Below are 19,693 nucleotides of genomic sequence, written 5' to 3' on the forward strand. Positions count from 1 at the left end.
GAGCACATGGCCGAGCAGCACTTCATCGACTTCGGCGGGGTTGAGGCCGGTCTTGTCCAGCAGATTGCGGATCACCGCGGCGCCCAGGTCGACGGCCGGCACATTGGCCAGGGCGCCCTGGAAGCCGCCGATGGCGGTGCGGGTGGCGGCGACGATGACGACGTCTTGCATGTTCGACTCTCCTTGAGGCCACGGCATGGCGCCGGACCAATAGACAAAAGGCCGCCGCGCGGGCCTGGCATGCGTGGTGCCTGGCCCGCGCGGCGGAGGGAGTAATCAGAAGGTCATTTCGACCACATCGTCCGGCACGATCAGCGGACCAGCGGTCTTCTCGGCGATCTCGGCGATGCTCACGCCCGGCGCGGTCTCGCGCAGGATGAAGGTGCCGTTGTCGATCTCCAGGTAGGCCAGGTCGGTCAGCACCTTGCGGATGCAGCCGGCGCCGGTCAGCGGCAACGAGCACTGGTCGAGCAGCTTGGACTCACCGTCCTTGGAGGCGTGGGTCATGGTGACGATGATGTTGTCGGCACCGGCCACCAGGTCCATGGCGCCGCCCATGCCCTTGACCAGCTTGCCGGGGATCATCCAGGAGGCGATGTTGCCCTGCACGTCCACCTCGAAGGCGCCGAGCACGGTCAGATCGACGTGCCCGCCACGGATCATGGCGAAGGATTCGGCGGAGGAGAAAATCGAGGCGCCCTTGACCGCCGTGACGGTCTGCTTGCCGGCGTTGATCATGTCGGCATCGACCGTCTCCTCGGTCGGGAAGGCGCCCATGCCGAGCAGGCCGTTCTCGGACTGCAGCATCACCTGCATGCCCTCGGGCACGTAGTTGGCCACCAGGGTGGGGATGCCGATGCCCAGGTTGACGTAGTAGCCATCCTTGAGTTCGCGGGCCACGCGCTGGGCCATCTGTTCGCGGGTCAGTGCCATGGTCGTCTCTCCTCAGGCGCGCAGGGTGCGTTTTTCGATGCGTTTTTCGAAGCGGCCGCAGATCAGCCGGTCGACGTAAATACCGGGGGTGTGGATCTGCGCCGGGTCCAGTTCGCCTGGTTCGACGATTTCCTCGACCTCGACCACGGTGATGCGCCCGGCGGTGGCCACCATCGGGTTGAAGTTCTGTGCGGTGTGGCGATAGATCACGTTGCCGTAGTAGTCCGCCTTCCAGCCCTTGACGATGGCGAAGTCGCCGGTGATCGAAGGTTCGAGGATGTACTTGCGCCCGTCGAACTCGCGCACTTCCTTACCCTCGGCTACCGGGGTGCCGTAGCCGGTGGCGGTGAAGAAGGCCGGGATGCCGGCGCCACCGGCGCGCAGCTTCTCGGCCAGGGTGCCTTGCGGGGTCAGTTCGACTTCCAGTTCGCCACTCAGCAACTGCTGCTCGAACAGGGCGTTCTCGCCGACATAGGAAGCGATCATCTTGCGAATCTGCCGGTCTTCCAGCAGCACACCGAGGCCGAAACCGTCGACGCCGCAGTTGTTGGACACCACGGTGAGGTCGCGTACGCCGCGGCGGCGGATCTCGCCGATCAGGTTCTCGGGGATGCCGCACAGGCCGAAGCCGCCGGCGAGGACGGTCATGCCGTCGGTGAGCCCGGCCAGGGCCTCTTCGTAGCTGCCTACGCGCTTGTCGAGTCCACTCATGGTGCTGCCTCTTGTGATTGTCGTTGGCCCGGCGTGGTCGCCGGTGAGTGGGCCCAAGCTTCCCCCTGTTTGACTCATTTGTTAATTTTGTTTTTCATCTGAATTAATCGACAAAACAAATCAATGACCATCAAACAACTGCGCGCCTTCCTCGCCGTGGCCCAGAGCCTGAGCTTCGCCCAGGCCTGCGAACGCCTGCACCTGTCGCAGCCGGCGCTGTCATTGGCGATCAAGACGCTGGAGGAGTCCCTCGGCGGCCCGCTGCTGGTACGCACCACCCGCAGCGTGGCGCTGACCCCGGAGGGCGAGATCCTGCTGCCCATCGCCCAGCGCCTGCTGGCCGACTGGGACAACGCCGAGGAGTTGCTGCGCCAGCACTTCACACTGCAGCTGGGCCGTGTTGCCATCGCCGCCATGCCCTCCTTCGCCGCCAACCGTTTGCCCCAGGCGATCAAGGCCTTTCGCGACCGCTACCCGAAGATCAACGTGGCCGTACATGACGTGATCAATGAACAGGTGGTGGACATGGTGCGCGACCGCCGCGTCGAGCTTGGCGTGGTACTGGAACCGGACAATCTGGACGGGCTGGAATTCGCCACCCTCTACCTGGATCGCTTCGTCGCTGTGGTCCCGCCCGACAGCGCCCTCATCACCAGGCCTGAAGTCAGCTGGGACGATCTGCGCGACGAACCCTTTATCGCGCTGCAACGGCCCTCGACGGTACGCCGGCTGATCGAGGCTCAGGTGGGGCAACTGGCCGTCGCCTTCGAGAGCCACCAGTTCACCACCATTGGCCGGATGGTCGGCCAGGGGCTGGGGGTGAGCATCGTGCCGAGCATCTGCACCCAGCAGATGCGCGAGCTTGGCGGACACTGCATCGCCATGAGCAAGCCAACCGTCGAGCGGTCCATCGGCCTGATCCAGCGCAGCGGCATCAAGCTGTCGGCCGCCGCCCAGGCGCTGGCGGACACCATCAGACGCAGTGCGCAGCAGGTCGATTGAGGCCTGAACCTCCCCTCTTGCCGTCAGTCGAACACGGCAACGACCACACAGCGGACAGTGATAGCACTTTGCCCCTTTTACAGGCATGCTACCTGGCTTTGATTTTCTGCCCGAACCCGCTCCAGCAGCCGTACCGCAGGGTTTACCGCGTGCCCCGACTCCACCTTCACCCTCTTAGCTCGCCCACCAGGCCGCGCCGTGGCTCATTGAAAGGCCTGCTGGCCCTGCTGGTCGCGCTGATGCTGGGTCTGCTGCTGTGGCAGCTGTATCAGGAAACCCGCCAGCAGGAACAGGTACAGCGCCAGCGCAACCAGGAGCATGCTGAGCAGCTGGCAGAACAGCTGAGCCTGTTGCTACGCCTGAAAGCGGAGGCTGGACAGGCCTTCCTGGCCAGCCATGCGCACCCGGCAGACGCCGCCGGCCAGCAGCAATTACTGGAAAAGCTGCGCGGTGTATTTCCAGCCCTGCATAGCCTGGCCTGGGTCGACGCCCAGGGCCGCATCCTCCTGGACAGCGACCCGCAAGCTGCCACGCCGCTGGAGTGGCCCCAGCACAACTATCACTTCGCCTACCGCAACGGACTGGTCCAGATCGCCCTGCGCGCCAAGCAACATCCGGGCGGCTGGTACCTGCGCCTGACCCCCAAGGCGATCGCCTACTGGCAACCCAGCCAGCCGGCAGACCTGACCTGGCAACTGCGCGACACTCATGAGCAGCTATCCCTGCTGCGCCACGGTGGCCCTGGCCCGAGCGCCCGCAGTATCGGCGCGTACCCGGTCGCCGGTAGCGACTGGCAGGTACAGGCGCTGTTCGACCCCACCCGCTTTCACGCGCAGCTGCTGCCACTGCAGGCCGGCAAGCTACTGCTGTTCATCCTCTGCGCCGTGCTGGCCCTGCTCGCGCTGTTCAGTCTGCTGCGCGAGCAGCGCAGCCTGCGCGAATCCCAGGCGCTGTCGCAACGCGCCCTGGAAGACGCCATCGGCGCCCTCGGCGCCATTGATGAGCGCGTGCTGGTGACCCAGCCCGATGGCCACATCAGCTATCTCAACCCAGGTGCCGAGCAAATGTTCGGCCTGGACCTGGGCACCGCCAGCCAGATGCACCTGCTGCAGCTATTGCCGGGCCTGGCCCCCTGGCTGGAAAGTGCTTTTTATGAGCAGAGCGAGCCCATCGAGGTACTGCAGGACGGCCGCACCCACCTGTTCAACGTCACCTGCCATACCCTCTATACCGACAATGCAGAGCCGGCGAGGGCCTGGGTATTGCGCGACGTCACCGAGGAACGCAAGGCCCTGCGCGTGCTGCAGGACACCCGCAGACGCTATCAGGACATCTTCGAAGGCAGCGGCGTGGCGCTGTGCGTGCTCGACCTGTTCGAACTGAAGAGCTACCTCGAAGCCCAGGGCCTGCGTCACAGCTCGCAGCTGCAGCCATGGCTGGCCGAGCATGACGCGCATCGGGGTGAGCTGCTGCGCACCATCCACGTCAGGGAAGCCAACCGCGTCGCCATTTACCTGCTGGGCGCCGAGACCCCCGGTGACATCTGGCGGCATCTGATTGGCAGCGCACCATTACACCCGGAAGGCCCTCTTACCCAACTGATCGCCGCACTGATTGATGGCGAACGCGATTTGATGAGCGAGAGCCATTTCCACACTCCCCAGGGCCATGAGCGCTATCTGTGGCTGACCCTGCGCCTGCCCAAGCGCCGGGAAGAGCTGCGCGCGGTCACCCTGAGCCTCCACGACATCACCAGCCGCAAGCGTGTCGAGCTGTCGCTGGTCGAGCGCGAGCGCTTCTGGTCCGATGTGCTGCGCGCGGTGCCGGACACCCTGTACGTGCACGACATGAGCAACAACCGCGTACTGTTCAGCAACAACCGGCTGGGCCCTGACCTGGGCTACAGCAACGACGAGCTGAAGCGCTTCGGCGAACGCCTGTGGGAAAAGATCCTGCATCCCGACGACGCCGAGCTGTACCAGCGCGTGCGCAACCTGCAGAAGGTCGTGGCCGACGGCCAGCTGCTGCATTGCCAGTTGCGCTGGCGTCATCGCGATGGCAACTGGCACTGGTTCGACATCCGCGAGCACGCCCTCAGCCGCGACCGCCACGGCAGGGTCAGCCGCCTGATCGGCGTGGCCAAGGACATCACCGGCGAAATTACCGCCCAAGCCAGCCTGCGCGACAGCGAGCGACGCTACCGGTTGCTGGCCGAAAGCATCAGCGACGTCATCATCACCAGCGACAGCCACCTGCGCCTGAACTACATCAGCCCGTCGGCCAAAAATCTCTTCGGCCACAGCCCGGAGTGGCTGCTGAAGAACGGTTTGCTCGGCACCATCACCAACCCGCGTCAGCTCGAACAGCTGATGGAGCTGTGGGATGAGCTTAACGAAGCCCTGGGCGACCCCGACAAGCTGCACGCTGTTGAGCAGCGCATCAGCGGCCAACCGCTGATGTTCGACAGTCTGCGTGCCGATGACCGCAAGATCACCGTGGAGATGCGCCTGTCGCTGATGTGGGACGAGCAGGGGCGCTTCGAAGGTATCCTCGGCATCGGTCGCGACGTGTCCCAACAGCGCCGCGCCGAACGCGACCTGCGCATGGCCGCCACGGTGTTCGAGCACTCCACCGCCGCCATCCTGGTCACCGACCCGGCCGGTTACATCGTGCGCATCAACGAGACCTTCCAGCGCATTACCGGCTATGCCGGCAGCGAAGTGCTCGATCAGTTCCCCAACATGCTCACCGCCGACCGCCAGCAGGCCGCGCAATTCACCTACATCATCACCCAGCTCAACCAGCGTGGCAGCTGGGAAGGCGAGATCTGGCTCAAGCGCAAGGACGGCGAGCAGTTCCCGTCCTGGGTCGGCATCACTGCGGTGCAGGACGACGACGGCGACCTGGTCAGCTACGTGTGCTTCTTCAACGACATCAGCGAACGCAAGGCCAGCGAACAGCGTATCCACCGCCTGGCCTATTACGACGCCCTGACCCTGCTACCCAACCGCACCCTGTTCCAGGACCGCCTGTACACCGCCCTGCAGCATGCCGAGCGGCACGAGGAATGGGTGGTGCTGATGTTCCTGGACCTCGACCGTTTCAAGCCGATCAACGACTCCCTTGGCCACGCCGCCGGCGACCGCATGCTCAAGGACGTGGCTTTGCGCCTGGCCGCCTGCGTCGGCGAGGACGACACGGTGGCACGCATGGGCGGCGACGAGTTCACCCTGCTGCTGCAGGCACGCAGCAGCCGCGAAGCGGCGCTGACCCGCGCCATCCACGTGGCCGAGCAGATCCTCGCCAGCCTGGCCCAGCCCTTCGTCCTGCAAGGCCGCGAATTCTTCGTCACTGCCTCCATCGGCATCGCCCTGGCGCCACAGGATGGCGACGAACTGAGCCTGCTGATGAAGAACGCCGACACGGCCATGTATCACGCCAAGGAGCGCGGCAAGAACAACTTCCAGTTCTACCAGGCGGAAATGAACGCCACCGCGCTGCAGCGCCTGGAGCTGGAAAGCGACCTGCGCCACGCCTTGGAGCAAGGCCAGTTCGCGCTCTATTACCAGCCGCAGCTTTCCGGTGACGGCCGCCGCCTGACCGGTGCCGAGGCCCTGCTACGCTGGCACCATCCCCGCCGCGGCCTGGTGGCGCCCTACGAATTCATCCCCGTACTGGAGGAGCTGGGCCTGATCGCCCAAGTCGGCGACTGGGTGATCAACGAAGCCTGCCGCCAGCTCAAGGCCTGGCACGACGTCCAGGTGCGCGTGCCCAAGATCTCGGTCAACCTGTCGGCACGCCAGTTCGCCGACGGCCAGCTGGGCATTCGTATCTCGCGCATCCTCAGCGACAGCGGCCTGCCCCCTGCCTGCCTGGAGCTGGAACTGACCGAGTCGATCCTGATGCGCGATGTCGGCGAGACCCTGCAGATGCTGGCCAGCCTGAAGAAGCTCGGCCTGTGCATCGCGGTAGATGACTTCGGCACCGGCTACAGCTCGCTCAACTACCTCAAGCAGTTCCCCATCGACGTACTGAAGATCGACCGCAGTTTCGTCGACGGCCTGCCCGGCGAACAGGATGCACAGATCGCCCGCGCCATCATCGCCATGGCGCACAGCCTGAACCTGGCAGTGATCGCCGAGGGGGTGGAAACCCAGGAGCAGCTGGACTTCCTGCGCGAACACGATTGCGACGAGGTGCAGGGCTACCTGTTCGGCAAGCCGATGCCGGCCGAGCAGTTCGAGGCTCAGTTCGGCGGCAACGCCCTGTTCGTCCTCAGTTGAACACTCGCGTGCTGCTTGAGGCCCGCTTGTCCGCCAGTTGACCGCCTTTCATGTGCCAGCCCAGGGCACATCGGGTAGAATGCGCGCCTTTCCCTTCGCCAGCTGATAGATCAGGTGACCCGCATGTTCAGCCGTGATTTGACCATTGCCCGCTACGATGCCGAACTCTTTGCCGCCATGGAGCAAGAAGCCCAGCGCCAGGAGCACCACATCGAGCTGATCGCTTCCGAGAACTACACCAGCCCGGCGGTGATGGAAGCCCAGGGCAGCGTGCTGACCAACAAGTACGCCGAAGGCTACCCGGGCAAGCGCTACTACGGCGGCTGCGAGTACGTCGACATCGTCGAACAGCTGGCCATCGACCGCGCCAAGCAACTGTTCGGCGCCGACTACGCCAACGTCCAGCCGCATGCCGGCTCCCAGGCCAACGCCGCCGTCTACCTGGCGCTGCTGTCGGCCGGTGACACCATCCTCGGCATGAGCCTGGCCCACGGTGGCCACCTGACCCACGGTGCTTCGGTTTCCTCCTCCGGCAAGCTGTACAACGCCGTGCAGTACGGCATCACCGACGCCGGCCTGATCGACTACGACGAAGTCGAGCGCCTGGCCGTCGAGCACAAGCCGAAGATGATCGTGGCCGGCTTCTCGGCCTACTCGCAGGTGCTGGACTTCGCTCGCTTCCGCGCCATTGCCGACAAGGTCGGTGCCTACCTGTTCGTCGACATGGCCCACGTGGCCGGTCTGGTTGCCGCCGGCGTATACCCGAACCCGGTGCCCTTCGCCGACGTGGTCACCACCACCACCCACAAGACCCTGCGCGGCCCGCGCGGCGGCCTGATCCTGGCGCGCAAGAACGAAGAGATCGAGAAGAAGCTGAACTCTGCCGTCTTCCCGGGCGCCCAGGGTGGCCCGCTGGAGCACGTGATCGCGGCCAAGGCCATCTGCTTCAAAGAAGCCCTGCAGCCCGAGTTCAAGGCCTACCAGCAGCAGGTCGTGAAGAACGCCCAGGCCATGGCCAACGTGTTCATTGAGCGCGGCTTCGACGTGGTGTCCGGTGGCACTCAGAACCACCTGTTCCTGCTCTCGCTGATCAAGCAGGACATCACCGGTAAAGACGCTGACGCTGCTCTGGGTCGCGCCTTCATCACCGTGAACAAGAACAGCGTGCCGAACGACCCTCGTTCGCCCTTCGTCACCTCCGGTCTGCGCATCGGCACCCCGGCGGTGACCACTCGCGGCTTCAAGGAAGCCGAGTGCCAGGAACTGGCCGGCTGGATCTGCGACATCCTGCAGAACATGGGCGACGAGTCCGTGGTCGACGCGGTGCGCGAGAAGGTCAAGGCCATCTGCGCCAAGCTGCCGGTATACGGCAACTAAGCGTCAGACGTGCATGAAAAAGCCCGGCCAATTGGCCGGGCTTTTTTGTGGGCGATGAACTCAGGCCGGTTGCTTGGCGTAGCGCGCCAGACGCTCGTCGCGGCTCATGACCTCAAGCGTGGCCGCCAGCACCTGCTCGCCGGTGGCGCTTTCACTGGCAAAGATTTCACCGAAGTTCTCGTGGGTCACCTGGGCAAAATGCGCACGATCCTGCTGCTCAATGCCCAGCAGCGTGGCATAGGCGTCCAGCGCCTCACCCTGGCCCAGGGCCATGTCTTCGGCAATGTTGTCGAGCATGCCATTCATGGCGAACAGCGAGCGACCACCGTAGCCCAGGGTCACACTGGAGTCACAACCGTTGGTGCCCGAAGTGAGACCGAACGTGGCGTTACCCGAGGTGCCGTTGGTGGTCGTGGCCAACAGGTGCGGAATCAGGCCCCTCTGCCCCTCGAACACCATGTTGCCCCAGCCGCAGCCACCGCCACCGGCCTGACCGGCCTGCGCAGCCACACTGGCCAGTCCCAGAACACCCAATACCAAACCCTTGGTCAGAAGTCGTTTTGCCATGTCCATCGCTCCGCAATTAGAAGGTAATCAATCCGCCCTAGCAGCTTTGGCGACACTTCCCACTCTGTCAAACCGACGGCGCTAATCCATCGGCAAACCGACACGTCTTGGCTATAGTGTCCTAAACCCTTCAGGAGTCTTGGCATGAGTGAATCTGCCACCGAGCGTCGGCGCTTCCAGCGTATCGCCTTCGACGCTGCGACCGAGTTGACCCAGGGCGAACGGCACTGGTCGGTTGAGCTGCATGATGTGTCTCTCAAAGGCCTGCTGGTCAAACGCCCGCGTGACTGGAACGGCGACCCGGACCAACCCTTCACGGCCAGCATCGCGCTGGATGCCAACACCCAGCTGCAGATGGAAGTGGTACTTACCCGGACCCGCAACGACCTGCTCGGCTTCGTCTGCCGACATATCGATCTGGACTCCATCAGCCATCTGCGTCGCCTGGTCGAGCTCAACCTGGGCGACGAAAGCCTGCTGGAGCGTGAACTGGCCGCATTGGGCGAAGACGACTAGAACCATTCACCACCATGACGAAGGGCGCCCATTGGCGCCCTTCGTGTTTCCGGCCCGACTCACTTGCCACCGGGCTGCGGCTGACGCCGCCTCGCCTCTACGCGGCGCGAGCCCATGCTCGCTTCGCGGCGCGCTTCAGCGTTATCACGCGGGCGCCCCGGCTCGTAATTGAGGGTTTTGGCAAAAAGGTCGAAGAACAGGAACATGAGCCATCTCCTTTATAGGCAGGCTCATGCTCGCTCGCCGCTGTTACAGCAAGATTGATCTGCGACAAATACGGCGAGTCGACTGCAGCGACAGATCGCCGCAGCTGCGTCACTCGAACAGCGCGTCCAGTGCCTGCTCCAGGCGCGTCACGGCGATGATCTGCAAACCGGCCGGCGCCTCCTTGGGCGCGTTGCCCTTGGGCACGATGGCACGCTTGAAGCCGTGCTTGGCCGCCTCCTTGAGGCGCTCCTGACCGCTCGGCACCGGGCGGATCTCGCCGGACAGACCGATCTCGCCGAACACCAGCAGGTCATGCGGTAGCGGCTTGTTGCGCAGGCTGGAGATCACCGCCGCCATCAGCGCCAGATCCGAGGCCGTCTCCAGCACCTTGACCCCGCCGACCACGTTGAGGAACACGTCCTGGTCGTAGGTGGGGATGCCGCCATGGCGGTGCAGCACCGCCAGCAGCATGGCCAGGCGGTTCTGGTCCAGGCCCAGGGTCACCCGCTTGGGGTTGGCCATATGGCTGGTGTCGACCAGCGCCTGCACCTCCACCAGCATCGGCCGGGTGCCCTCCCAGGTGGCCATCACCACGCTGCCGGGCACCGCCTCCTGGGCGCGGGTAAGGAAGATCGCCGAAGGGTTGGTGACTTCCTTGAGACCCTTGTCGGTCATGCCGAACACGCCCAGCTCGTTGACCGCGCCAAAGCGGTTCTTCACCGCGCGCAGCAGGCGCAGGCGCCCGTCCGACTCGCCCTCGAAATACAGCACCGTATCAACCATGTGCTCCAGCACGCGCGGGCCGGCCAGGGCGCCCTCCTTGGTCACGTGGCCGACCAGGAAGATCGCCGTACCGCTCTGCTTGGCGAAGCGCACCAGCAGCGCCGCGCTCTCGCGCACCTGGGCCACGCCGCCGGGCGCGGACTGCAGTTGCTCGGTGAAGATGGTCTGGATCGAGTCGATCACCATCACCTTGGGCTGCTCGCGGCGGGCGACATCGATGATCGACTCGATGCAGGTCTCGGTCATCACCTTGAGCTTGTCCTGCGGCAACTCCAGACGCCGGGCGCGCATGGCCACCTGCTGCTGCGACTCCTCGCCGGTGACGTACAGGGCCGGCAGGCGCTGGGCGATATTGCACAGGGTCTGCAGCAGGATGGTCGACTTGCCAATACCGGGGTCGCCGCCGATCAGCACCACCGAGCCGTCCACCAGGCCACCGCCGAGCACCCGGTCCAGCTCGCCGGAGACGGTGGAGAAGCGCGGCACTTCCTCGACGCTGACCTCGGCCAGAGTCTTGATCTGCGCCTGCTGCCCAGCCCAGCCGCCACGCCCGGAAGGCGCGCCAGCGCCACCGCTTTCGATCATGGTCTCGGTCAGGGTATTCCAGGCCCCGCACTCGCCGCACTGCCCGGCCCACTTGGGAAAGGTGGCGCCGCACTCGGTGCAGCCATACATGCGCTTGGCCTTGGCCATGGAAATCTCCGCCCGCTGAAAAACGGCGATAATAGCGCTCGCACCGCCCCGAGTCGCCCTTGCGAGCCTGCCATGCACATCGAGCTGATCCCCACCACCGCCGACCAGGCGCCGCTGATCGCCAACCTCTATCAGTTCTACGCCTACGAGTCGTCGGACTGGGAAGACGAGGACATCGAGGCCGACGGTCGCTACTACATCCACGAGCCGCATCTGGCACGCTACTGGAGCGACGCCGGGTGGAGCGCCAGCCTGATCCTGGTGGATGGCTTTATCGCCGGCTTCCTGCTGATCGAGCGCAGCGAACTGCCGGGCATCGAGGCCCAGGAATTCGCTGATCTGTTCATCCTCAAGAAATACCGCCGCCAGGGCATAGGGCGCGCCCTGGTGCAACAGGTCATGCGTGACGGTGGCACCTGGCTGGTGCGCTTCTACGGCGGTGACGATCAGGCCGCCGCTTTCTGGCGAAAGGTGCTGGCCGAACTACCACTCGGCACGCGGCAAATCTGGCCCGGCGATGATGCCGGACTCATCAGCTATCTGATCAACCCGCCGCTGCACTAGTCGCCTGGCGTGAGGAACAGGCCTTGCCGCAACCGCAGCACTGGCCTCTGGCACGGTCGAAATGGCGGGCCAGGGTATCCCGGTAAACCTGACGGGAGCGCTTCAGGCGCCCTAGGGAGAGTTCGTCGAGACACTCCATGCTGTTTTCGACTCGCTCGATACGCGCATCCAGCTCATCGAACTGTTCGACCAGACGGGCAAAGTGGCTGTCGTTCTGACGCAAACGCTGCAACTCCGCGCGCAGCTGGGAAAACTCCTGGGGCAATACTTGAAGCGGGCTTTTCATGGAAGTACCTCCTGAATAAGTGTTCATATTTTAATCAGCCACCGCAGGCAGCTTATTGACCCACATCAATAGCTAGCTAACTATTTAGCTTGCCAAAGCCTGAGCTAGGCTGAACAGGAATACACCGACCGGAGGACTCGACATGCCGCTCGAACATCACCCCCTGACCCGTGAATTCCCCGAATACCGCCAGCAACTGCAAGCCCTGTACGCACAGGACGCCCACTTCAGTCGACTGGCACAGCAGTACGAGAGCCTGGACAAACGCATCTACGAAGTGGAAGACGGCCGCGAGGCCCTGGACGACCTGGCCCTGCATGCCCTGAAGAACGAGCGGGTGCAGCTGAAGGACAAGATCGCCGAGCGCTTGCGCACATTCGACGCTGACGCCTGATGCCGGGCTGAATTGGACAAGACAGGCCAAGCTTTTTTGCTTACCGTGGCACAAACCTCTTGAGAGTCTCTCCATGACCGCAAACCCAGGCTGTTCCGCTTGCCGCGAAGGCAAGGGACTGGACTTCCCCATCAGCATGGCCTTCCAGCCGATTGTCGACCTGCAGCGACGCCAGGTATTTGCTTATGAGGCTCTGGTACGCGGCAGCGCCGGCGAATCGGCCGGCAGCCTGCTAGCCCAGGTCGATGAAAACAACCGCTATGCCTTCGACCAGAGCTGCCGAATCAAGGCCGTGGAGTGGGCCGCACGCCTGCAGATCCCGGCCATGGTTTCGATCAATTTCATGCCCAACGCGGTGTACCGTGCGGAAACCTGCATCCGTGCCACTCTGGAGGCTGCCGCCCGCTGTAACTTCCCGCTCGAGCGCATCATTTTCGAAGTCACCGAGCAGGAGCAGGTGCTCGACATTCCGCACCTCACCAATATCCTGCGCGCCTACCGCAAGCAGGGCTTCATGACCGCCATCGACGACTTTGGTGCCGGCTATGCCGGGCTCAATCTGCTGGCCGACTTCCAACCCGACCTGATCAAGCTGGACATGGATCTGATCCGGGGCGTGGATGGCGACCGCGTGCGCCAGGTACTGGTCGAAACCACCCTGCAGATGTGCCGCAGGCTTGGCATTCGCGTCATCGCCGAGGGCATCGAGACCCAGGCCGAATTGAATTGCCTGCAGCAGATGGGGGTGGAGTTGTTCCAGGGCTATTTGCTGGCCAAACCCGGCTTCGAGACGTTTCCCGAAGTGCATTATCCCGCTTAACCATTACACTGGCCGGCACAACCAGAAACTCAGGGAGTGAAACATGAGCATACTCAGTGAATTCAAGGCCTTCGCGGTCAAGGGTAACGTGGTCGACATGGCCGTCGGCATCATCATCGGCGCCGCCTTCGGCAAGATCGTCAGCTCCTTCGTCGGCGACGTGGTCATGCCGCCGATCGGCCTGCTGATCGGCGGGGTCGACTTCTCCGACCTGGCCATCGTGCTCAAGGCCGCCGAGGGCGATATTCCCGCCGTCACCCTGGGCTACGGCAAGTTCATTCAGACCATGCTCGACTTCGTCATCGTCGCCTTCGCCATCTTCATGGGGGTCAAGGTGATCAACCGCCTCAAGCGCGAGGAAGAAGCCGCCCCGGCCGCGCCGCCGGCGCCGACCAAGGACCAGGAGCTGCTCACGGAAATTCGCGATCTGTTGAAGAGCCAACAGAGCAAACCGTGACCTAGGTTGCGGGGCGCGCCGTCGGCGCGTCCCGCGCGTCGATACGAAATGTTGCATCTTTCCCGTGTTTAATCGGGCTTTTTCAGGCAAATCCGTTAAATTAGTGGGCCATTGGCTACTTTCCCCCACTACATGACACTCCTGATAGCGTTCGCTGTCCTCTCCATCCTGGTTTCGTTTATCTGCTCCATTCTCGAAGCCGCCCTGCTCTCCCTGACGCCCAGCTACATCGCCCAGCAGAAGCTCGAGCGGCCCAAGCTGTATGAGCGCATGAAAGCGCTGAAGGAACAGATCGACCAGCCCCTCGCGGCCATCCTCACGCTCAATACCGTGGCCCACACCGTCGGCGCCACCGGCGTCGGTGCGCAGGTGACCATCGTCTTCGGCGACGGCTACCTGGGCGCTGCCTCGGCGATCATGACCCTGCTGATCCTGGTGCTCTCGGAGATCCTGCCGAAGACCATCGGTGCCCGTTACTGGCGCACCCTGGCACCCTTCCTGCCAAGCCTGCTGGGCGGCATGATCCTGCTGCTCAAGCCGTTCATCCTGATGTCCGACCTGATCATGCGCCTGTTTGGCAGCAAGGCGCCGGAACCCGACATCCGCCAGGAGATCAAGGCGCTGACCCTGCTCGGCCGCGAAGTGGGCAAGCTGGACGAAGACGAACAGCGCGTGATCAACAACATCCTCGACCTGCACGAGATCAAGCTGCGCGACATCATGACCCCGCGCATCGTCTGCGAGTGCGCCGCGCCGGACGATTCGATCGGCGCGTTCAAGACACGGGTCAAGGAAAGCCAGTTCTCCCGCTACCCGGTGATCGGCGAAGGCGAGGCCCCGCTGGGCGTGGTGTTCCGCTATGACGCCCTGGCCGCCGAGGATGACGCTGCCACGGTCACCAGCATCATGAAGCCGCTCAAGGTGGTGCCGGACACCATGAACGTGGAAAGCCTGATGACGCAGCTGATGCACGAGCGCCAGCACATGTGCCTGGTCTACGACGAGTTCGGCAGCTGGCACGGCCTGGTGACCCTGGAAGACATCATGGAAACCATCATCGGCAAGCCGATCCTCGACGAAACCGACGACATTCCCAACATGCGTCGCTTCGCCAAGCGCCGCTGGGAACACCGCATCAAGTCCATCCGCGAGGACTGACTACCAGTAGTTCTCCACCGCCACCTGGCCCGGCCTGCGGGCCAGCGCCAGGTTGAGCTGACGCGCCTTGAGCACGGCGCGGGTGTCTTCGATCATCTGCGGGTTGCCGCAGAGCATGATGCGCGAGTGCTCGGGCGCAAGCTTCAGGCCGGCGGCGCGCTCCAACTCACCGTTCTCGATCAGCGTGGTAACCCGGGCATTGAGCGCGCCGGGCACCTGCTCGCGGGTCACCACGGGGATGTACTGCAGCTTGTGCCCCGCCCCTTCCAGCCATTCGCGCTGCGGCAGCTCGGCGATCAGCGGCTGATAGGCCAGCTCGCCACGGTCGCGGGCGCTGTACACCAGCAGAATGCGCTCGAAACGCTGCCAGACTTCCAGATCCTGCAGGATCGACAGAAACGGCGCCAGCCCGGTGCCGGTGCCGATCAGCCACAGATCACGCCCGTCGGAGAAGCGGTCGAGGGTGAGATAACCGGTGGCCTGCTTCTCCACCAGCAGCTCGTCGCCGGCCTTGAGCCGACTCAGCTGGCTGGTGAACGCCCCACCGGGCACGACGATGGAGAAGAACTCCAGGTAGTCGTCGTGCGGCGCCGAGACGATCGAGTAGGCACGCCAGACCACCGCGCCGTCCGCCCTGCGCACCCCCAGGCGCACGAACTGCCCGGCGCGGAAGCGGAAACCGGCGTCGCGGGTGCAGGTCAGGCTGAACAGGGTGGGTGACCAGACACGCACCTCGGTCAGCGTCTGCCGGGTGAACTTCTCTTCGCTGACGGTCATACTTTCCCCCTTTGCACAGTTCCCCTTCAGTCTCGCCCACTCCTGGCGAGACAAACACCGACGGTTTCCATGCCTATTCTCGACACGCCCTTCGCCCAGCTCGACCTGATCCGCCAGCCCGAGATGGCCAACGAGCCGCTACAGGCCTTCGACGCCGCCGACGAGTACCTGCTCGCCCACCTGCACGAACAGGGCCTGAGCGCCGAAAGTCGGGTGCTCCTGCTCAACGACGGCTTCGGTGCCCTGGCCTGCTCGCTGGCGGCGCACTGCCGGGTGACCAGCAGCGGCGATTCGCACCTGGGTTTTCTCGCCCTGCAGAAGAACCTAGCGCGCAATGGCCTGGCCGCCGACGCCGTGCAGTTCGTCCCGGCCAGTGAAACAGCACAAGGCCCGTTCGACTGGGTGCTGATCCGCGTGCCCAAGAGCCTGGCCCTGCTGGAAGAACAGCTGATCCGCCTGCATGGTCAGCTCGCTCCCGGCGCCAAGGTGATTGCCGGGGCGATGATCAAGCACCTGCCGCGCAGCGCCGGTGAGCTGATGGAGCAGTACATCGGTCCGTTGCAAGCCTCGCTGGCGGTGAAGAAGGCACGCCTGCTGACGGCCACGCCGGAAAGCAAACCGGCGCCGAAGTCGCCCTACCCGACCCGCTACCGCCTGGAAAAACCGGCGCTGGAGCTGACCAACCACGCCAACGTGTTCTGCCGCGACGGCCTGGACATCGGCACCCGCGCCTTCCTGCCGCACCTGCCCAAATCGCTGGCACCGCAGCGCGTGGCCGACCTCGGCTGCGGCAACGGCGTGCTGGCCATCGCCTTCGCCCTGGCCAACCCGCACGCCGAACTGACTCTGGTCGACGAGTCGTACATGGCCGTGCAATCGGCCGCGGAAAACTGGAAGGCCGCACTCGGCGAGCGCCCGGCGAGCTTCCTCGCCGCCGACGGCCTGGCCGAGCTGCCCGCCGATTCGCTCGATCTGGTGCTGTGCAACCCGCCCTTTCACCAGCAACAGGTGGTCGGCGACTTCCTCGCCTGGCGCATGTTCCAGCAGGCGCGCGCCGCGCTGGTCACGGGTGGCGAGCTGTGGATCGTCGGCAACCGCCACCTCGGCTACCACGCCAAGCTCAAGCGCCTGTTCCGCGGCGTCGAGCAGGTCGCCGCCAATCCCAAGTTCGTGGTGCTCAAGGCCACCAAGTAGGCCCGATGATCGACACCTGAGCGGGGCTGTCATCGGTTCCGTGCGCGGCCCGTCAAAATAAATCTGAATCCTGGCGCCACCCGGGCGCTCTGAGTCACTGCGGCAATTTGCCCAATGCGACAATCCGCCGGCTACGACCTTGGTCGAAGGTGGCGGATGATTGATTCAGATCAACTAGCGGAGTGGCCATTCATGTTCGGCCTCGAATCACTGGAACTGGCACGCATCCAGTTCGCCTTCACCGTGTCCTTCCACATCATCTTCCCGGCCATCTCCATTGGCCTGGCCAGCTACCTCGCGGTGCTCGAGGGGCTGTGGCTGAAGACCAACAAGGAGGTCTACTACGACCTCTACCGCTTCTGGCTGCAGATCTTCGCCGTCACCTTTGGCATGGGCGTGGTCTCCGGGGTGGTGATGAGCTACCAGTTCGGCACCAACTGGAGCGAGCTGTCGACGGCGGCCGGCAGCATCATGGGGCCGCTGCTGACCTACGAGGTGCTCACCGCGTTCTTCCTCGAAGCCGGCTTCCTGGGGATCATGCTGTTCGGCCTGAACAAGGTCGGCCGTGGCCTGCACTTCTTCGCCACCCTGATGGTGGCCATCGGCACGCTGATCTCGACCTTCTGGATTCTCTCGTCGAACAGCTGGATGCACACCCCGCAGGGCTTCACCCTGGTCGATGGCGTGTTCTACCCGGAGAGCTGGTGGGACATCGTGTTCAACCCGTCCTTCCCCTACCGCCTGGCGCACATGGCGGTGGCGGCGTTCCTCAGCACCGCCTTTGTCGTCGGCGCCACCGCGGCCTGGCACCTGCTCAAGGGCAAGCGCGACCCGGCCACGCGCATGATGTTCTCCATGGCCCTGTGGATGGCGCTGATCGTCGCACCGATCCAGGCGCTGATCGGTGACTTCCACGGCCTCAATACCCTCAAGCACCAGCCGGCCAAGGTCGCGGCGATGGAGGGCCACTGGGACACCGAGAAAGGCGTGCCGTTGCTGCTGTTCGGCATCCCCGACATGCAGGAAGAGACGACGAAATACGCCATTGGCATCCCACGGCTGGCCAGCCTGATCCTCACCCATGACCTCGACGGCGAGATCAAGGGCCTCAAGGAGTGGGCGCCGGAGGATCGGCCGAATGCGCTGATCGTGTTCTGGAGCTTCCGCGTGATGGTCGGCCTGGGTCTGCTGATGATCCTCTGCGGCGTGCTCGGCCTGTGGCTGCGCCGCGGCGACCGGTTGTATGAAGCCCGCGGCTTCCAGCGTCTGATGCTGCTGATGGGACCGTCCGGGCTAATCGCCATTCTCGCCGGCTGGGTCACCACCGAGGTCGGCCGTCAGCCGTGGGTCATCTACGGCCTGCTGCGCACCTCGGACGCCGTGTCCAACCACAGCGCCACGCAGATGGGCGTGTCGCTGAGCATCTTCGTGGTGGTCTACTTTGCCGTGTTCGGTGTCGGCATCACCTACCTGCTGCGCATGATGCGCAAGGGCCCGGTGCTTGGCCTGCTCAGCGCCCAAATCAGCGAGGAAGGTGGCCCCGGCCATCAGCGCACCCCGGCACGCCCGCTGTCCGCTGCGGCCGAGAGTGTCGATGGTGAAGTCGACGTCGAACAGGAGAAACGCCCATGAGCATTGACCTACCGCTGATCTGGGCCGGCGTGATCGCCTTCGGCATCTTCATGTACGTGGTGATGGATGGCTTCGATCTGGGCATCGGCATCCTCTACCCCTTCTTCCGCGACAAGGACGAGCGCGACGCCATGATGAACACCGTGGCACCGATCTGGGACGGCAACGAGACCTGGCTGGTGCTGGGCGGCGCGGGGCTGTTCGCCGCCTTTCCGCTGGCCTACTCGGTGGTGCTCAGCGCGCTCTACCTGCCGTTGGTGATCATGCTGATCGCCCTGATCTTCCGTGGCGTGGCCTTCGAATTCCGCTTCAAGGCCAAGCGCACCCGCTACGTGTGGGACGCGGCCTTCATCGGTGGCTCGGTGGTCGCCACCTTTGCCCAGGGCGTGGTGCTGGGTGCCTTTATCGAGGGCATCAAGGTAGAGAACCGCCAGTTCGCCGGGGGGGCCTTCGACTGGCTGGCGCCGTTCCCACTGTTTTGCGGCGCCGGCCTGGTGGTCGGCTACGCCATGCTCGGTTGCGCCTGGCTGCTGCTGAAGACCGAGGGCAAACTGCGCCACAAGATGTACAAGCTGATGCTGCCGCTGACTTCCCTGCTGCTGCTGTTCATCAGCGCGGTGAGCATCTGGACCCCCCTGGCTCACCCGGCCATCGCCGAACGCTGGTTCACCCTGCCCAACCTGTTCTACTTCATGCCGGTACCGACCCTGGTCGCGGTGACCATCCTGGGGATCGTCCGCGCCGTACACCTGAAGATCGACTGGCAGCCCTTCGTGCTGACCCTGGCACTGATCGCCCTGGCCTACACCGGTCTGGCTATCAGCCTGTGGCCGAACATCATTCCGCCGTCGGTCAGCATCTGGGCGGCCTCGGCCCCGGAGAGCAGCCAGGCCTTTGCCCTGGTTGGCGTAGTGTTCATGGTACCGATCATCCTCATCTACACGGCCTACAGCTACTGGGTATTCCGCGGCAAGGTGAAGGTCGGCGAGGGGTATCACTGATGAGCGAGAACAAACCTCCGCTGCCCCAGCGCCTGGCCTGGTTCGCCGCCCTGTGGCTGGGCGGCGTGCTGGCCGTGGGCATCCTGGCCTACGCCATCAAGTGGGGCATGGGGCTGGCCTGAACCGACAGGCCGGCAAGCGGGTAACGGCGCCCCCGGATTGCATCCGGATACGTGATCCAGGCCGGGTAAATTTTGTAGGCTGGGGAGAGGCACACCGTGCCGAAACCCAGCGCAGGGTTCGACAACTGGCTGGGTTTCGCTTCGCTCTACCCAACCTTGTATCTCGACTAACACCCTCTTCTAGGGCGATAGTCCCCCGACTGATCATCGGGGGAG

20 protein-coding genes and 1 pseudogene are annotated in these 19,693 nt (G+C 64.3%); 13 read left to right on the plus strand and 8 right to left on the minus strand.

Annotated elements, in window-relative coordinates; translation table 11 throughout:
* From P7A97_RS20245 to P7A97_RS20255, 3 genes and pseudogenes are all read right to left on the minus strand, one after another.
* Positions 1-171 (minus strand): annotated as a pseudogene (locus P7A97_RS20245) (acetyl-CoA C-acetyltransferase); the annotation flags it as partial.
* Positions 172-276: 105 nt separating this feature from the next.
* A complete protein-coding gene (locus P7A97_RS20250; protein ID WP_277692274.1) occupies positions 277-933 on the minus strand; it encodes a CoA transferase subunit B in 657 nt (218 codons plus the stop codon).
* A gap of 12 nt (positions 934-945) precedes the next feature.
* Positions 946-1,644, minus strand: coding sequence for a CoA transferase subunit A (locus P7A97_RS20255; protein WP_277692275.1), 699 nt, complete (start codon positions 1,642-1,644; stop codon positions 946-948).
* A gap of 123 nt (positions 1,645-1,767) precedes the next feature.
* Here P7A97_RS20255 and P7A97_RS20260 point away from each other — a divergent pair, with 123 nt between their 5' ends.
* The 3 genes from P7A97_RS20260 to glyA all read left to right on the plus strand — a co-directional run bounded on the left by P7A97_RS20260 (position 1,768) and on the right by glyA (position 8,306).
* Entirely contained in the window at positions 1,768-2,646 is an 879-nt protein-coding gene (locus P7A97_RS20260; RefSeq protein WP_277692276.1) for a LysR family transcriptional regulator, read from the plus strand.
* Positions 2,647-2,885: 239 nt separating this feature from the next.
* Complete coding sequence (locus P7A97_RS20265) at positions 2,886-6,929, plus strand: EAL domain-containing protein (RefSeq protein WP_277692302.1); 4,044 nt, start codon at positions 2,886-2,888, stop codon at positions 6,927-6,929.
* A gap of 123 nt (positions 6,930-7,052) precedes the next feature.
* A complete protein-coding gene (gene glyA, locus P7A97_RS20270; protein ID WP_277692278.1) occupies positions 7,053-8,306 on the plus strand; it encodes a serine hydroxymethyltransferase in 1,254 nt (417 codons plus the stop codon).
* Between the two features lie 60 nt (positions 8,307-8,366).
* Here the strand turns inward: glyA and P7A97_RS20275 are convergent, their stop codons facing one another.
* Positions 8,367-8,873, minus strand: coding sequence for a DUF3015 domain-containing protein (locus P7A97_RS20275; protein WP_277692280.1), 507 nt, complete (start codon positions 8,871-8,873; stop codon positions 8,367-8,369).
* Between the two features lie 144 nt (positions 8,874-9,017).
* Between P7A97_RS20275 and P7A97_RS20280 the strand changes: the two genes are divergently transcribed.
* Complete coding sequence (locus tag P7A97_RS20280) at positions 9,018-9,389, plus strand: PilZ domain-containing protein (protein WP_277692281.1); 372 nt, start codon at positions 9,018-9,020, stop codon at positions 9,387-9,389.
* A gap of 59 nt (positions 9,390-9,448) precedes the next feature.
* On the opposite strand, the gene P7A97_RS20285 is transcribed toward P7A97_RS20280, so the two are convergent.
* Together P7A97_RS20285 and radA are read right to left on the minus strand one after the other, a co-directional pair.
* Positions 9,449-9,595, minus strand: a complete 147-nt coding sequence (locus tag P7A97_RS20285) for a hypothetical protein (RefSeq protein ID WP_277692282.1) — start codon at positions 9,593-9,595, stop codon at positions 9,449-9,451.
* A gap of 109 nt (positions 9,596-9,704) precedes the next feature.
* Positions 9,705-11,072 (minus strand): DNA repair protein RadA, encoded by a 1,368-nt coding sequence (gene radA / locus P7A97_RS20290; protein WP_277692284.1) that lies wholly within the window; start codon positions 11,070-11,072, stop codon positions 9,705-9,707.
* Between the two features lie 72 nt (positions 11,073-11,144).
* Between radA and P7A97_RS20295 the strand changes: the two genes are divergently transcribed.
* Entirely contained in the window at positions 11,145-11,636 is a 492-nt protein-coding gene (locus tag P7A97_RS20295; RefSeq protein ID WP_277692285.1) for a GNAT family N-acetyltransferase, read from the plus strand.
* On the opposite strand, the gene P7A97_RS20300 is transcribed toward P7A97_RS20295, so the two are convergent.
* Positions 11,617-11,922 (minus strand): DUF465 domain-containing protein, encoded by a 306-nt coding sequence (locus tag P7A97_RS20300; protein WP_277692288.1) that lies wholly within the window; start codon positions 11,920-11,922, stop codon positions 11,617-11,619. The two genes, P7A97_RS20295 and P7A97_RS20300, sit on opposite strands and share 20 nt — an antisense overlap.
* A 142-nt stretch (positions 11,923-12,064) precedes the next feature.
* Here P7A97_RS20300 and P7A97_RS20305 point away from each other — a divergent pair, with 142 nt between their 5' ends.
* The 4 genes from P7A97_RS20305 (at position 12,065) to P7A97_RS20320 (ending at position 14,751) form a co-directional block, all read left to right on the plus strand.
* On the plus strand, positions 12,065-12,316 hold the full coding sequence (locus P7A97_RS20305; RefSeq protein WP_277692289.1) for a YdcH family protein: 252 nt from the start codon (positions 12,065-12,067) through the stop codon (positions 12,314-12,316).
* A 73-nt stretch (positions 12,317-12,389) separates the two neighbouring features.
* Positions 12,390-13,136 carry an EAL domain-containing protein gene (locus P7A97_RS20310; protein ID WP_277692290.1) on the plus strand — a complete coding sequence of 249 codons (747 nt, stop codon included), beginning with the start codon at positions 12,390-12,392 and terminating at the stop codon, positions 13,134-13,136.
* A 43-nt stretch (positions 13,137-13,179) separates the two neighbouring features.
* Positions 13,180-13,593, plus strand: a complete 414-nt coding sequence (mscL, locus tag P7A97_RS20315) for a large-conductance mechanosensitive channel protein MscL (RefSeq protein ID WP_277692291.1) — start codon at positions 13,180-13,182, stop codon at positions 13,591-13,593.
* A gap of 132 nt (positions 13,594-13,725) precedes the next feature.
* Entirely contained in the window at positions 13,726-14,751 is a 1,026-nt protein-coding gene (locus P7A97_RS20320; protein WP_277692292.1) for a CNNM domain-containing protein, read from the plus strand.
* Here the strand turns inward: P7A97_RS20320 and P7A97_RS20325 are convergent, their stop codons facing one another.
* Entirely contained in the window at positions 14,752-15,528 is a 777-nt protein-coding gene (locus tag P7A97_RS20325; RefSeq protein ID WP_277692293.1) for a ferredoxin--NADP reductase, read from the minus strand.
* Positions 15,529-15,597: 69 nt separating this feature from the next.
* Between P7A97_RS20325 and P7A97_RS20330 the strand changes: the two genes are divergently transcribed.
* The 4 genes from P7A97_RS20330 (at position 15,598) to P7A97_RS20345 (ending at position 19,477) form a co-directional block, all read left to right on the plus strand.
* Positions 15,598-16,722, plus strand: coding sequence for a methyltransferase (locus P7A97_RS20330; protein WP_277692295.1), 1,125 nt, complete (start codon positions 15,598-15,600; stop codon positions 16,720-16,722).
* Positions 16,723-16,914: 192 nt separating this feature from the next.
* Positions 16,915-18,354, plus strand: a complete 1,440-nt coding sequence (locus P7A97_RS20335; RefSeq protein WP_277692297.1) for a cytochrome ubiquinol oxidase subunit I — start codon at positions 16,915-16,917, stop codon at positions 18,352-18,354.
* Positions 18,351-19,355, plus strand: a complete 1,005-nt coding sequence (cydB, locus tag P7A97_RS20340) for a cytochrome d ubiquinol oxidase subunit II (protein ID WP_277692299.1) — start codon at positions 18,351-18,353, stop codon at positions 19,353-19,355. Before P7A97_RS20335 ends, cydB begins: the two co-directional genes overlap by 4 nt.
* The gene (locus tag P7A97_RS20345; RefSeq protein ID WP_277692300.1) at positions 19,355-19,477 is read left to right on the plus strand and encodes a DUF2474 family protein; all 123 of its coding nucleotides are present in this window, start codon (positions 19,355-19,357) and stop codon (positions 19,475-19,477) included. The genes cydB and P7A97_RS20345 overlap by 1 nt, the downstream gene beginning before the upstream one ends.
* Positions 19,478-19,693 lie beyond the last annotated feature (216 nt).

This window comes from Pseudomonas sp. GOM6 (assembly GCF_029537485.1).
Classification (GTDB): Bacteria; Pseudomonadota; Gammaproteobacteria; order Pseudomonadales; family Pseudomonadaceae; genus Aquipseudomonas.